10 protein-coding genes are annotated in these 14066 nt (G+C 69.1%); 3 read left to right on the forward strand and 7 right to left on the reverse strand.

What is annotated here, in order from left to right; translation table 11 throughout:
- Positions 1–126 precede the first annotated feature (126 nt).
- The 3 genes from ACIA5C_RS18780 to ACIA5C_RS18790 all read right to left on the reverse strand — a co-directional run bounded on the left by ACIA5C_RS18780 (position 127) and on the right by ACIA5C_RS18790 (position 4486).
- Positions 127–1344, reverse strand: coding sequence for an MFS transporter (locus tag ACIA5C_RS18780; protein WP_396056157.1), 1218 nt, complete (start codon positions 1342–1344; stop codon positions 127–129).
- 154 nt (positions 1345–1498) lie between these two features.
- Entirely contained in the window at positions 1499–3256 is a 1758-nt protein-coding gene (ctaD, locus tag ACIA5C_RS18785; protein ID WP_396056159.1) for a cytochrome c oxidase subunit I, read from the reverse strand.
- 123 nt (positions 3257–3379) lie between these two features.
- A complete protein-coding gene (locus ACIA5C_RS18790) occupies positions 3380–4486 on the reverse strand; it encodes an FAD-dependent monooxygenase (RefSeq protein ID WP_396056161.1) in 1107 nt (368 codons plus the stop codon).
- Positions 4487–4624: 138 nt separating this feature from the next.
- Between ACIA5C_RS18790 and ACIA5C_RS18795 the strand changes: the two genes are divergently transcribed.
- Complete coding sequence (locus tag ACIA5C_RS18795) at positions 4625–5020, forward strand: VOC family protein (RefSeq protein WP_396056163.1); 396 nt, start codon at positions 4625–4627, stop codon at positions 5018–5020.
- Here ACIA5C_RS18795 and ACIA5C_RS18800 read toward each other — a convergent pair.
- The gene (locus ACIA5C_RS18800; RefSeq protein ID WP_396056165.1) at positions 5004–5681 is read right to left on the reverse strand and encodes a helix-turn-helix domain-containing protein; all 678 of its coding nucleotides are present in this window, start codon (positions 5679–5681) and stop codon (positions 5004–5006) included. The genes ACIA5C_RS18795 and ACIA5C_RS18800 overlap by 17 nt on opposite strands.
- Before the next feature lie 40 nt (positions 5682–5721).
- Here ACIA5C_RS18800 and ACIA5C_RS18805 point away from each other — a divergent pair, with 40 nt between their 5' ends.
- Both ACIA5C_RS18805 and ACIA5C_RS18810 read left to right on the forward strand, forming a co-directional pair.
- The gene (locus tag ACIA5C_RS18805) at positions 5722–6789 is read left to right on the forward strand and encodes a DNA polymerase ligase N-terminal domain-containing protein (protein ID WP_396056167.1); all 1068 of its coding nucleotides are present in this window, start codon (positions 5722–5724) and stop codon (positions 6787–6789) included.
- Between the two features lie 108 nt (positions 6790–6897).
- Positions 6898–8247 carry an MGH1-like glycoside hydrolase domain-containing protein gene (locus ACIA5C_RS18810; protein ID WP_396056662.1) on the forward strand — a complete coding sequence of 450 codons (1350 nt, stop codon included), beginning with the start codon at positions 6898–6900 and terminating at the stop codon, positions 8245–8247.
- Here the strand turns inward: ACIA5C_RS18810 and ACIA5C_RS18815 are convergent.
- The 3 genes from ACIA5C_RS18815 to ACIA5C_RS18825 all read right to left on the reverse strand — a co-directional run bounded on the left by ACIA5C_RS18815 (position 8244) and on the right by ACIA5C_RS18825 (position 14050).
- Positions 8244–8825, reverse strand: coding sequence for an MBL fold metallo-hydrolase (locus ACIA5C_RS18815; protein ID WP_396056169.1), 582 nt, complete (start codon positions 8823–8825; stop codon positions 8244–8246). The two genes, ACIA5C_RS18810 and ACIA5C_RS18815, sit on opposite strands and share 4 nt — an antisense overlap.
- Complete coding sequence (locus tag ACIA5C_RS18820) at positions 8822–9910, reverse strand: S-(hydroxymethyl)mycothiol dehydrogenase (RefSeq protein WP_396056171.1); 1089 nt, start codon at positions 9908–9910, stop codon at positions 8822–8824. The genes ACIA5C_RS18815 and ACIA5C_RS18820 overlap by 4 nt, the downstream gene beginning before the upstream one ends.
- Before the next feature lie 120 nt (positions 9911–10030).
- Positions 10031–14050 carry an NACHT domain-containing protein gene (locus ACIA5C_RS18825; protein WP_396056173.1) on the reverse strand — a complete coding sequence of 1340 codons (4020 nt, stop codon included), beginning with the start codon at positions 14048–14050 and terminating at the stop codon, positions 10031–10033.
- Positions 14051–14066 lie beyond the last annotated feature (16 nt).

Here is a 14066-nt window from a genome sequence, read left to right on the forward strand (position 1 = left end):
CGGGTGGGGTCGGGGCGGCGCCACACCAGCCAGAGCAAAGCGGGGCGCCACACCAGCCGGGACTGGGCCTGACGCCACACCAGCCTCGGCCGAAAAGGAGCACACCAGCGATCACCCGGCGCACTCCTACGACGAACGGGCCTCCACGCTCAGCGGGCCCGCGTCGACGGGAGGCCGCGTCAGGGCCAGCACGATCGCGCCCGCGGCCGCGAACACCCCCGCGGCCAGGAACGGCAGACCCGGGAATCCGCGAGGCAGCGACCACGCGAACAACGCGCTCGCCACCGCCGGGATCACGGCCTCGGCCAGGGCCGACCCCGACGTCAACGCCCCTTGGACGGTGCCCTGTTCGGCCGCCCCGGTCACCCGGGAGATCCAGGACTGCGCCGACGCCCCGCCGATGCCCGCGAGGACGCCGACCCCCTGGAGCACGTAGATGTGGATCGCCGATGACGCGAAGGCGATCTCGGCGAAGGTCACGGTGCTGAGCGCCGCGCCCAGGACCGCGGCCCGTTTGTCGCCGAGGACGCGGACCACCGGGCCGATCGCGCGGGCCGAGAACAGCGCGCCGGCCAGAGCGCCCGCCGCCATGACCAGGCCGGTGCGCGCGGTTCCCCAGCCCAGTTGGAAGGTGACGAGGAACGTCCACAGGGCCTGCTGCACGTTGCGGGCAATGTCCGAGCAGAAGCGGGCCGTCGCGAGCCGTCCCAGGACCGGCCGCCGCAGCACGGCCGACAGTGCGCCGAACGGGCTGGTCAAGGTCAGTGGGGTGACGCCGTCACCGGGCCGGGACTCCGGGAGGATCAGCAGGCCGTAGGCGACGTTCGTGAAGGCCAGCAAGGCCGCCACCACGAACGGCAGCCGGATGTCCACGGCGCCGAGAAGACCTCCGAGGGCCGGGCCGGCGACGAAGCCGAGGCCGAAGACGGCCCCGATCAGGCCGTACGCGCGGGCGCGCCCCGAAGGCGGCGTGACGTCGGCGACGTAGGCGTTGACCACCGTCCCCGTTCCCGCGAACGCCCCGGCCAGCCCGTGGAACAGCATCAGCGACAGGACCGTGGGTGAAAGTGCGTGTGCGAGATAGTCGACGCCGAGGAAGCCCAGCGAGGCGAGCAGGACAGGCCGGCGGCCGTACCGGTCGGCGAGCCGGCCCAGCAGCGGCGCGGTGAGGAACTGCAGGATGCCGTAGCTCGAGTCGATCGGCCCGGCCCACAGGGCGGCGTGCGCCGGATCGTGGGTGACCGCGCCCATCAGGGCGGGGACGATCGGCACGATCAGGCCGAGGCCGAGCATGTCGATGAAGACGGTGGCGAGCAGGAACGAGAGGGCCGGCGCGCGGCGCATCGTGGAACTCCTGGGGTTCGAAGAGGCAAGAAGCCCCCCAACGAGCCCCAGCAGGCACGGAGGATCAGATTATCGGCGCCGTCAAACGATTTTCGGGCGACAAAAAAGAACGCCCGCTCCCTTCCAGGAGCGGGCGTTCGAGGTAGAACAGACCTCAGTGGTCGCGTTCGGTGCCGATGTCTTCCGTGTAGGTCGCACCGCCGCGGGACTCGCTGGTCAGCGGCCGGGCACCACCCTCGGGCGGGCCCGCGAGCGACTGCTCGCCGGCCGCCAGCTCGGGGAACTTCGCGTCGAACGCCGGGCGCTCGGAGCGGATGCGCGGCATGCGGTCGAAGTTACGCAGCGGCGGCGGGGACGAGGTGGCCCACTCGAGCGAGTTGCCGTGGCCCCACGGGTCGTCGACCGTGACCAGCTGGCCGACCTTGTAGGACTTCCACACGTTGTAGATGAACGGCAGCGTCGACAGGCCGAGCACGAACGAGCCGAGCGTCGAGAACGTGTTGAGGAATGTGAAGCCGTCCGACGGCAGGTAGTCGGCGTAGCGCCGGGGCATGCCCTTGGTGCCCAGCCAGTGCTGCACCAGGAACGTGGCGTGGAAGCCGAGGAAGGTCAGCCAGAAGTGGACCTTGCCGAGCCGGTCGTCGAGCATCCGCCCGAACATCTTCGGGAACCAGAAGTAGATGCCCGCGAACACCGCGAACACGATGGTTCCGAAGAGCACGTAGTGGAAGTGCGCGATCACGAAGTAGGAGTCGGAGACGTGGAAGTCGATCGGCGGCGAGGCGAGCAGCACGCCGGACAGACCACCGAAGAGGAACGTCACGAGGAAGCCGATCGCGAACATCATCGGTGTCTCGAAACTGATCTGGCCGCGCCACATCGTGCCGATCCACACGAAGAACTTCATGCCGGTCGGCACCGCGATCAGGAAGCTCAGGAAGCTGAAGAAGGGCAGCAGCACCTGGCCGGTGACGAACATGTGGTGCGCCCACACCGACATCGACAGGGCGGCGATCAGCAGGGTCGCGGCGACCAGGCCCTTGTAGCCGAAGACCGGCTTGCGGCTGAACACCGGGATGACCTCGGTGATGATGCCGAAGAACGGCAGGGCGACGATGTAGACCTCGGGATGGCCGAAGAACCAGAACAGGTGCTGCCAGAGCATCGGGCCGCCGGTATTCACGTCGAAGACGTGGGCGCCCAGGATGCGGTCGGCGGCGAGAGCGAACAGCGCGGCGGCCAGGAACGGGAAGACCATGATCACCAGGAGGCTGGTGACCAGGATGTTCCACGTCATGATCGGCATGCGGAACATGGTCATGCCGGGCGCGCGCAGGGTCAGGATGGTGGTGATCATGTTGACACCACCGAGGATGGTGCCGAGGCCGGACAGGGCCAGGCCGACCACCCACATGTTGCCGCCGACGCCCGGCGAGTGCAGCGAGTCGCTCAGCGGCGTGTAGGCGAACCAGCCGAAGTCGGCCGCGCCACCCGGGGTCAGGAAGCCGCCGATCGCGATCGTGCCGCCGAACAGGTAAAGCCAGTAGGCGAACGAGTTGAGCCGCGGGAACGACACGTCGGGCGCGCCGATCTGGATCGGCACCACGAAGTTCGCGAAGGCGAACACGATCGGCGTCGCGAAGAACAGCAGCATGATCGTGCCGTGCATCGTGAACAGCTGGTTGTACTGCTCAGGCGACAGGAACTGCATGCCCGGACGGGCCAGCTCCGCTCGCATCAGCAGCGCCATCAGGCCACCGAGCAGGAAGAACACGAAAGCCGTGATCATGTACATGATCCCGATCTGCTTCGCGTCCGTCGTGCGCAGGATCCGGGCGATCGCCGAACCCTTGACCTGCCGTCGGACCGGGTACGGCCGGGTCACGATCGGCTTAGGCGCAACGGTCGTCACGAATAGCCTCCGTTGTCTCGTTTGTCCCGCTCAGTACGTCCGTAGGGAAAGGCGTACCTCGCAGGCAGAATAGTCCCCCACCCACCCCCGCCGGGCGCGGGGTGACCAAAGAGGTGATCGTCGTCAGAGGGGCGGGACGAGAGCCCGGTACTGCTCCGTGAAGATCCGCAGGCCACGTCTGCGCAGCATGGGGTCACGCAGAGCGGGCGGCACGTCGCGGGTGCGGTCGCGTTCCCGAGTGCGGTCGCGCACCGCCGAGCAGCGTGGCCGGCGACGTTCCTCATAGGCCCGCAGCGCGGCCGGAACGTCGTCGGGACGGGCCCGCAGTTCGTCGCCCAGCACCACCGCATCCTCGAAGGACATCGCCGCGCCCTGGGCCAGGGTCGGCGCGGTGGCGTGCGCGGCGTCGCCGACCAGCAGCACCGGCCCGCGCGACCAGGCGTCGATGACCACCTCGTCGGTGCGGGCGACCTGCACCTTCTCGAGCGCGGCGAGAATCGCCGGCACCGGGCCGCCGAACCCGGCGAACAGCTCGCGCAGGTGAGCGACCGGGTCGTCCGGGTCGGGCGACTCGGGTGCGGTCTCGTCGGCGTAGCAGTAGATCTTGCGGCCGCCCATCGGCATCGCGACGAACGAGGTCCGGCGTCCGAGCAGTGTCGTCCAGTCGCTGAGCGGCGGACCGCCGCCGACCACCGCCCGATAGACGATCTGGCCGGTCGGGACGGCCGGGCCGCCCAGCCCGGCCTGGGCCCGGATCGTCGAACGGCGTCCGTCGGCCCCGATGACCAGGTCGTATTCCGAGACGGTGCCGTCGCCGAACTCGACCTTGGCGGTGCGGTCGAAGATCTCCAGTTCCTTGACCGCGGTGTCGTAGCGGACCTCGCCGCCGACCCCGGTGAGCAGCACCTGCTGGAGGTCGGCCCGGGACAGGGCGCGGGACTCGCCGACACCGGCCCAGAGCGCGGCGACGTCCATCTCGAACAGCGAGCGGCCGCGCGCGTCGAGGAAGACCTGCCGGAAGATGAGGTCACCGAGCGGGCGCAGCGGGGCGTCGAGGCCGAGCTGGCGCAGCGCGCGGGAGGCGTTGCCGGGGAGATAGATGCCGGCCCGGGGCGACATGGTGGCCGGAAGCTCCTCGACCACGTCGGGCCGGAACCCGGCCAGACGCAGGGCACGAGCGGTGGCCAGTCCTGCGATGCCGGCGCCCACCACGAGGATGCGCAACGTCATCGCCGCACCGCCTCCCGCCCGTCGGATACGCCTTGGAGCCAAGACACTACCCCCAGCCACGGATCGACGAAACCCGCGATCAACGTGGGGTCCGATTCCTTCAAGACGACCGGCCTGTCCCGGCCTAGCGTCGGCTTCATGGCTACGACACTCAACGGCATCGGACTCGCGGCGGCCGACATGGCAACCTCCCTCACCTTCTATCGCAGGCTCGGCCTCGACATCCCCGCCGAGGCCGACCGGGAACCGCACGCCGAAGCGGTGCTGCCCGGCGGCATCCGTCTCATGTGGGACACGCACGCCTCGCTGCAGAGCCTCGATCCGGACTGGACCGTGTCGACCGGCGGCCCGAGCCTCGCCTTCCTCTGTGCGGACGCGGCCGAGGTCGATCGCGTGCACGACGAACTGGTGCGGGCCGGAGCTCACAACGTCAAGTCACCCTGGGACGCGCCCTGGGGACAGCGGTACGCGATTCTGCACGACCCCGACGGCTATCAGGTCGAGCTCTTCGCCTGGGTCAAACCGGCGGAATGACCAGCGAACTGAGCGGGACGCCGGTCAGCGCGCGCACCTCGCGGGAGAGGTGCGCCTGGTCGGCGTAGCCCGCGTCGGCGGCGACCCGCCCGAACGATTCGCCGTCGCGCGCCAGGGCCACCGCCCTCTGCAAGCGGAAAATCCGGTGCAGGGTCTTCGGCGGGTAGCCGAAGGTGGCAATGCTGCGGCGCTGAAGATGCCGCGCACTCAGCCCGGCCCGGTCGGCGAAGGCACCGACCGCCTCACCGGCCCGGGCCGCCTCGGCAAGGGCCACCATCGCCCGGTCGGGCGAACGCCAGCGCGCCGCGGCGACCGCTTCGAGCGCGGCGAGCGGCTCTGCCGCCTCGGCCAATCTCCGTACGTCGGGGGCGGGCCACAACGCATCGAGGGGCACCTGACGGTCGGTCAGCTCGGAAGCGGGCAGCCCGAGCACACCGGGACCGGTGCCGGAGCCGAATCGCAGCGCGAAGAACCGGGTGCCCACGGGAGCCCGGCCCGGGGACTGGGCGACGGTGTCGGGGCCGGCCACGAAGACCCGCCCCGACTGCCAGATGATGTCGAGGCAGCCGTCGGGCAGCACGCGTTTCGGCGCGTCGCCCGGCTCGACCTCGGAACGCCACGCGACCACGTGCGGCAACATCGACGCTCGTTCGCGGTACATGGCTGCAACCCTGCCACGGGGGTACGACAGAATTGGATGGGTGACCGACCGGCTCGACGACTACCGCCGCAAGCGCACGGCTGAGCGCACCCCGGAACCCATACCCGGCCGGCATCCGGCCGAGACCGGGCGCGGCCGGTTCGTCATCCAGCAGCACCACGCCCGCAGCCTGCACTGGGACGTGCGCCTGGAACGCGACGGCGTGCTCGTCTCGTTCGCCGTGCCGCGCGGGCTGCCCCGCGACCGCGAGCGCAACCACCTGGCCAAGCACACCGAGGACCACCCGCTGGAATACCTCACGTTCCACGGCGAGATCCCGGCCGGCGAGTACGGCGGCGGCCGCATGACGATCTTCGACCAGGGCACGTACGACACCGACAAGTGGCGCGACGACGAGATCGGCGTGACCTTCCACGGCGAGCGCACGAGCGGGCGCTACATCTTCTTCCAGACCGAGGGCGCCGACTGGATGGTGCGCCGGATGGACCCGCCCGAGCCGGGCTGGGAACCGATGCCCGACCAGGTCACGCCGATGCTGGCGACCCGGGCCCGGTCGCTGCCGGTCGACGACGCCGACTGGGGATATGAGATGGCGTGGGGAGGGCTGCGCGTCACCGCGTACGTCTCGGGGGGAAGGGTGCGGCTCACCGGAGCCGACGGCGCCGACGTGACGTCGTGGTTCCCGGAGATCCGGGGTCTCGGTCCGGCGCTCGCGCCGACCGAGGCCGTCCTCGACGGCGAGATCGTCACCTTCGACGGCCCGCACCCCGCACCGGCCCGGCTGGAGCGCCGCCAGGCGCCGAAGGATGCCGCCGCAGCCCGTCGCGCCGCCGAGCACACGCCTGTCCAATTCTTGTCATTCGACCTTCTGTGGCTGGAGGGTCATGCAACGCTGGAAGCCGTGCGCTATGCCGAACGCCGGGAACTGCTCGAGGGCCTCGCGGTGACCGGTGACCACTGGCAGACCCCACCCTATTTCCCTGGTGGCGGGCGCTACGCCCTGGAAGCCGCCCGCGAGCAGGGGCTGCCCGGCGTGATCGCCAAGCGGCTCGACTCGCCGTACCTTCCGGGCCGCCGCACCCGGCTCTGGCTGGAGATCAACGTGTAGTGGGCGGGAGTTGCACATGGTTTCTCTTCAGCGGACCCCTCGTTCTGACGATGAAGGGGGTTTACCAGCGACCGCAGCGGAGAGGGTAAGAACGTGACCGCGACCGAGATGTCGGCCGAGTTGTGGAACTCCGCCGCCCGCGTCCTCGAGGACAACTGGGCCGGCGACCACATGGTCCCGTCCCGCAAGCTCTATCCGCACCAGTGGAGCTGGGACGCCGCGTTCATCGCGATCGGGCTGGGTTACGTCAACCCGTCCCGCGCCTGGCGCGACCTGCGCAGCCTCTTCGAGGCCCAGTGGCCGGACGGCCGCGTGCCGCACATCGTCTTCGACCCGGCGACCGCCGAGGGCGACTACTTCCCCGGCCCCGCCTTCTGGAACGTCCCCGCCTACGGCCGGCGGGCCGCCCGGGGCAGCACCGGCATCGTCCAGCCGCCCATGCACGCGATCGCCGCCTGGGAGGTTTATCGGCACGCGTCGGGGCACGGCGCGGCGTGCGCGCTGCAGGCACACACCGAGCTGGCATGGCTCTATCCCCGCCTGGTCGCCCAGCAGGACTATCTGCTCGGCCGGCGCAACGCGGGCGCGGCCGGTCTGGCCGCGATCGTGCACCCGTGGGAGTCGGGCCTCGACAACAGCCCGTCCTGGGACCCGGCGCTGGCCGGCGTGCCCGCCGACCTGTCGCTGCTCGAGACCTACCGCCGGCGCGACCTCGCGGTCGCCGACGGCGCCCAGCGGCCGACCGACCGGGACTACGCCCGCTACGTCGGGCTGGTCCTCAACTACCGCGACGGCAACTACTCCGACAACGACCTCGCCCAGCGGCACGGCTTCGTGGTCGAGTGCCCCTCGTTCAACTCGATCCTCGGCGCCGCCGAGCTGTCGCTGGCCCAGATCGCCGGCGTCCTCGGCCTCGGCGACGAGGCGCGCCGGCACCGCGACCAGGCCCAGCGGATCACCATGGCGATCGCCTCCCGGCTCTGGGACCCGCAAACCCGCACCTTCCACGCCCGCGACGTGCGCACCGGCCGGCTCAGCCCGGCGCACTGCGTGAGCGGGCTGATGCCGCTGATGCTGCCCGACCTGGCCCCCGACCAGACCGAGGCGATCATGACGGAGGCCCGCTCGGCCCGCTTCGGCCTGCCGGAGCAGACCCTGCTGCCGGTGCCGAGCTATGACCGCACGGCGCCCGACTTCGACACCCAGCGCTACTGGCGCGGCCCGATCTGGATCAACATGAACTGGCTTCTGCGCCGGGGCATGCTGGTGCACGGCTACCGCGACGACGCCGAGGACCTGCGCCGCTCGATGCTGCGGCTGGTGCACGGCAACGGCCACTTCGAATACTTCGACCCGAGGACCGGGGAGGGCCTCGGCGCGCCGAGGTTCGGCTGGACCGCGGCCCTCTCCCTCGACCTGCTGGCCGACCGGTCGATGCCGGCCTACGCCAGGGTTTAGTTTCGTTCCGCGCCGATCGTCGTGTCCGGGCCGTGACCGGTGTGGACCACCGTCTCCGGCGGCAACGTGAACAGCTTCTCCCGAATCGACCGCTCGATCGTCGGCCGGTCGCTGTAGGACCGGCCGGTCGCCCCCGGGCCGCCCTGGAACAGCGTGTCGCCGGTGAAGACGCAGCCCAGCGAGGGCGCCGCGAAACAGACCGCTCCCGGGCTGTGCCCGGGCGTGTGGATCACGGTCAGGCCGTTGATCGTCTGGCCGTCGCTCAGCGGCCGCGGCATCGGCGCGTCCGGGTGGACCAGCCGCCACAGCGGCTCCTCGGCCGGGTGCAGGAACATCGGGGCGCCGGTCGCCGCGGCGACCTCCGGCGCCACCCTCACGTGATCATCATGGGCGTGCGTCAACAGCACGGCGGTCACCGTGCGGCCGTCGACCACCTTCAGGATTTCCGGTACGGAATGAGGCGCGTCGACGATCACGCACGAGTCGTCGTCGCCGATCACCCACAGGTTGTTGTCGACGTCGAAGGTCTGGCCGTCGAGCGAGAACGTCCCCGAGATGACAGCATGGTCGATTCTCATGGGAAAACGACCACCGAACGCAGCACCCCGCCGGTGTGCATCTTGTCGAACGCCTCCTCGACCTGGTCGAGCCGGATCTCCTCGGTGACGAACGCGTCGAGGTCGAGCCGGCCCTGCAGGTAAAGCTCGGTCAGCATCGGGAAGTCGCGGCTCGGCAGGCAGTCGCCGTACCAACTGGACTTCAGCGCGCCACCCCGCCCGAACACGTCGAGCAGCGGCAGCTCGATCTTCATCTCGGGGGTCGGCACGCCGACCAGCACCACGGTGCCGGCCAGGTCACGGGCGTAGAACGCCTGCTCGTACGTCTCGGGCCGGCCGACCGCCTCGATGACCACGTCGGCGCCGAAGCCGCCGGTCAGTTCCTGCACCTTGGCCACCACGTCGACGCCCCGGGCGTTGATCGTGTGCGTGGCACCGAACCCCTTGGCCCACTCCAGCTTCTGGTCGTCGGTGTCGATCGCGATGATCGTGGTCGCGCCGGCCAGCGCCGCCCCGGCCACCGCGCCGTCGCCGACGCCACCGCAGCCGATCACGGCCACCGAATCACCCCGGGTCACGCCACCGGTGTTGATCGCCGCGCCGATGCCGGCCATCACGCCGCAGCCGAGCAGGCCGACCGCCGCCGGACGCGCCCGCGGGTCGACCTTGGTGCACTGCCCGGCGTGGACCAGCGTCTTTTCGACGAAGGCGCCGACGCCGAGGGCCGGGGACAGCTCGGTGCCGTCCTCCAGGGTCATCCGCTGGGACGCGTTGAACGTGTTGAAGCAGTACCACGGCTTGCCCTTGCGGCAGGCCCGGCAGTCGCCGCAGACCGCCCGCCAGTTGAGCACCACGAAGTCACCCGGCTGGACGTCGGTGACCCCGGCGCCGACCGACTCGACGACCCCCGCCGCCTCGTGGCCGAGCAGGAACGGGAAGTCGTCGTTGATGCCGCCCTCGCGGTAGTGCAGGTCGGTGTGGCACACCCCGCACGTCTGGATCTTCACGACGGCCTCACCGGGCCCGGGGTCAGGCACGACCACCGTCACCACCTCGACCGGCGCCCCCTTGGCCCTCGAGATGACCCCCTGCACCCGCTGACTCATCTGCCACAGCCCTTCGTCGTCTTTGACCTCGGCGCCCAGCGTATTGGGGCGGACACCGCCGGCAAAGCGCAACCCGGCCAGCCCGTCGACGCCTCCGCACTACCACACGGCGTCCGCCGGTTACGCCCGGACGGGCATAGAGCAATCGACGATCACCGCCCGGACCGGGCGGCCACTCTTCTCCGTCGCCGCGCCCGCGCGCTCGGCAAGATTGGTCCAGAGCCGGTCGTGATCACCGCGGATCTCGTCGTTCCTCCATGTTCCTTCGCGGGCGCCGTGCCTCGGATCGAACCATGCGACCAGGAAAAGTCCGGCGGCGTCGGGCATCGGTTCCAGGTAGCGCTCCACAAGCTGCTTCTCGAGCGCATCGGCCACCTCGTCGTTCCAGCATCCCTTCGCCTCGATCACCACTCGCAGGATCCGCTCACCGGATCCCGTGGCCGGAACCTGTACGAGAAGATCGCTGCGCTCCCCGATGCCGGACGGCCTCAAGCGTTTGACTTGCACCTCACGGTTGACCATCACGCCCGGCAGGTAGGCGCGTATTTGATGGTCGAGGAAGTCGCTCACCTCGTCCTCCGATTTTGGGCGGCACCCCGAATCGTTCCTTCCACACCGGTGGTGATCCCACAGCAGAGTGGCGAGCGGCGACACACCTTGAAGGACCCGGTCCTGCGTGTACCCCAACGCCTCGATCACCATTTCGAGCAGGTGGGCCTCGTTACGCAGGAGCCGGCGCGAGCGGGAGAGCGCCAGGCGGACCTCGTTCGGACTCAGCGGAACCCAATCGGCGCGTGCCATGGCCGAGCGAGCGCGAGCGACGAGTCGCCGCAGATACGGCATCTTCGGGTGTCGCTCCGCAAGGTCGGTCAGGACCCGTACGGCTTCGGCAGTGCCTCGGTCTGCGAGCGCGGGCAGCATGCGGTCACGCTCGTGGCCGATCGTCTCTCGCGACCCGACCGAGTGCACACCGTGGACGACCGGGTCCTCCTGGGGCGGAAACAGCTCAAGAATCAACTCCCATATGCCGGCCAGGTCCGTCTCGGTGAAGCGGACCGGATCGAAGACATGGCTCCCGGTCAGATCGCCAAGAACCCCTTTCGCGAAGTCTCCGCGCTGCAACCGGCCGCTCAGTACGCTCCAGGCCGGGCTTCCGATCACCTGGAGAGCAGTGACGGCGAAGGCGCGCGACCGAGGGGTCGGGTCGGCGTCCTCGGCGATCTTGCGGAAAGCCGCGGCGCGGTCGAGCGTGAGGAGCCGGGAGTAGGCGACGACGGCAAGCGTGTCGTCGTACGCCGGATCGTCGATCAGCGAGGACAGCCATGCCACGGCGTCGGTTCCGAGGACCGGCGACAATCGCTCCAACGGCGACTGAGCGGACTTGTGGTCGCCTGACATGTCCTGCTTTGCCGCATCGAGCAAGGCCTCGCTCGCCGCTTCGTAGGCAAGGCGGAGTGGTTCGACGAGCGGGTTGCCGTGGCCTCGGCTGTTGAAGGGTGTGTGAACAAGGGCCGGCGCCCAGAACGCCCATCGCTCCGCGGGCAAGTCGACCGTGCCGTACTCGGCGGAGACGAGGGCCATTGCTCGAAGTCCAGCGAGAGCAGCGGTGTTGAACCGGTCTGTTCCCAGATTGTCCCGGTCGTTGATCAATCCTTCGCGTAGGTACCGGCCGGCGACATGTACCGCTCGACGGCGTTCCTCAGGCTCCAGAGATGCCCAGCCCGGCATCTCTCGAGCGTCAATCTCGAGGTCGTCAAAAAAATTCGCCTGACCAGGTTTCACGGCGGCCCACCAACAGAACTGAGCGAAGGCCTCCACCGGGTCCGCCGCAAGAGCCTGGGCCAGCCGCAGATGCAAATCGGCAGTGGTAGGGCCCGCCTCTGGCTGTCCGCGTCGGGCCGGTACGGGGTTTTCCGACGCTGAGCTCAGCCAGCGACGAACGGGAGAGGATTCCTGGCGGCGCTGGACGATCTCCTGATGATCAGGCCGGTTGCGGTCGAAGCAGGACAACACCCACGCCCGCATGGTGTGAGGCTGACTCGTGTGGCGAGCATCCGCCAGCTCCACGACCCATTCGAGGTCGCCAGCCCGGAGCAGACCGGAGTCCGCCATCCCCCACGCGAGGACTACATCGTCATCGTTCGCGATCACCTCGACCAACAGCGACCGGCGCGCTCGGTCGGAGAGGTCCAGCGGCGACGCCTCCCTTTCGCGGAACAGCTTCTGGTCGGCCTCGGTCAGGCACAGTCGCACCAAGCGAGCGACATCGCCACGCATCACCGGGTCGTCTATACGAGCAAATCCGGCGCGGAGAATGGCGTCCTGCAGGCCGTCGGAGCACACGGGCCGCCCGCCGAGCCGAGGCATCGCGGACCGCTCTCCCGGCTCGAGCCCGGCCACCCATTGCACCGACTCCCGGACCTCGTCGTCCGTCAACGACGACGCGGAGAAGGCTTCGGGCAGCTCCATGGCGACGAAGGACCAGTAACTTCCGAAAAGATCAGGGTTCTTCGGCCGCTTGAGGTTGCGGAGTATCGCCGATGGCGAGGTACCGGCTCTCAGCCGCGCACGAAGCCCGACTCCAAGCAGCTCATCGTCTTCGTCCAGAGAAGGGTCAGCAAGCTCGGCCAACGCCTGGAGCGGATTGTCGTGTGCCGTCGGCACAAGCTCGAGGCTCCGGCGCCCCGCCGCGTTTCGCAGGGTGATCATCTCGCTGTCATCCAACGCGATGTCGACGAGTACATCGTTCAGCTTTGCCAACCGGTTGTCCGACACCACCCGCAAAGCAAGATATCGAGCGTCGATGGAGTGGTCTCGGCCGGTCAGATAGGGATGCAAATCGTCTTCAATTCCTGCGTAGCCGAGACCGGACAGATCCAAATGATGCGGCTCGTCCAGAGAGTATTCGTCGGCGAGCACCAGCAGGCGGCGCGTCAGCGCCTGGCGGAACCCGGCATCCGGCAGTTCGACGTGACTGCGGATGAACGCCACGGGATCGTCGTCGAGAAGGGTCGCGAAGCGGCCGGGGTTGAGGGCGATGAGCCAGGACGCCACAGCTTGCATCTGCGGTGCGAGCCGCCCGCCGGGAACGCGGAGCATCGCGTCCAGCTGCGCCTGCGTGAGGTCGAGATCCGAGAGGTGACGCGCCGCCAGGTATTCGGCCACCGTCTGATGAACGAATTTGAGCGTGCCGTCCTCGACGCCCTCGAAAAGGGCGCAACCGAGAACGTCGGCGTAGGCCGCCCGCACCGGCGTTTCCTCAGGCAGAAGGTTGGCGTAATCCTCCTCCCCCAGCGACCGTCCGTCCGCAATGCCCCGCAGGAGAAAGTTGCTCCGTGCCGTGAACAGGCTCAATACTGCCAGGCGGCCCGCACCGGACCGGACGGCACTTTGGCCTGCTCCGGTCGCGTCCTGCCGGAAAACGTTCGGCTCGCTGCACAATCGGCCGACTGCGCTGTCATAGAGGTCAAGCTGAGTATGAGGAAGCGCCGCCCCGTCCTGCGCTCGATACAGATCGAGAAGGAACCGCAGCTCGTTTGGATAGCGAACGAGCGGGGTCGCGTGTGCAGCGCGGACGGCGTCGAGGAAGGAGCTTCCGTTCACTCCGGACGCTTCGGCAAAGGTGATCACATCGCGGTCGGTCAGCGGAAGCAGGTCAAGGACGGCTACCTCGCCCGGAAAGGCGGACCGCAACACCTGATCGAGACCGGGCAGCCAAGCCGCTGTCCGGCATGCGAGAACCAATCGGACGCCGTCCGGAAGGCCTTCCGCCACCTCCTCGATCAGGCTGACCAGCTGCGTGGTCGGTAACTGGGACTCGTCGACGCTGTCGAGCGCGAGCAACAGCCCCTCTCCACCACTCGCACCTAGTTCGTCGGCCGTGTGGGTGATCTTCCTGGCGAGATCTCCGTGCGTCCCCAGGGAGACGAATCGTGCCTTCTCGCCAAGCTCTCGGACGAGGTTCGTCAAGTCTGTGGTCTTGCCCGCCCCAGGCGGCGCCAGCAGCACGGTGCAGCGGCCGGCAACCGCCTCGGCAAGCCTCGCCGGTCCATAGTCCTCGGGGCGGACCGATTCGACATCGCGGATGTCCTTGCTGCGGTCCGCCCAGTATCTCGTCAGGTTTGTCGGCGCCCGGTTCACGGCGTGAGCTTAGAAC

This window comes from Actinoplanes sp. NPDC051343 (assembly GCF_044455125.1).
GTDB lineage: Bacteria > Actinomycetota > Actinomycetes > Mycobacteriales > Micromonosporaceae > Actinoplanes.

Coding starts and splice junctions, on each gene's coding strand:
- ACIA5C_RS18800 (WP_396056165.1), bottom strand. CDS start 5,681: ATGTACCGCGAACGAGCGTCGATGTTGCCGCACGTGGTCGCGTGGCGT.
- ACIA5C_RS18815 (WP_396056169.1), bottom strand. CDS start 8,825: ATGAGAATCGACCATGCTGTCATCTCGGGGACGTTCTCGCTCGACGGC.
- ACIA5C_RS18820 (WP_396056171.1), bottom strand. CDS start 9,910: ATGAGTCAGCGGGTGCAGGGGGTCATCTCGAGGGCCAAGGGGGCGCCG.
- ACIA5C_RS18795 (WP_396056163.1), top strand. CDS start 4,625: ATGGCTACGACACTCAACGGCATCGGACTCGCGGCGGCCGACATGGCA.
- ACIA5C_RS18790 (WP_396056161.1), bottom strand. CDS start 4,486: ATGACGTTGCGCATCCTCGTGGTGGGCGCCGGCATCGCAGGACTGGCC.
- ACIA5C_RS18780 (WP_396056157.1), bottom strand. CDS start 1,344: ATGCGCCGCGCGCCGGCCCTCTCGTTCCTGCTCGCCACCGTCTTCATC.
- ACIA5C_RS18810 (WP_396056662.1), top strand. CDS start 6,898: ATGTCGGCCGAGTTGTGGAACTCCGCCGCCCGCGTCCTCGAGGACAAC.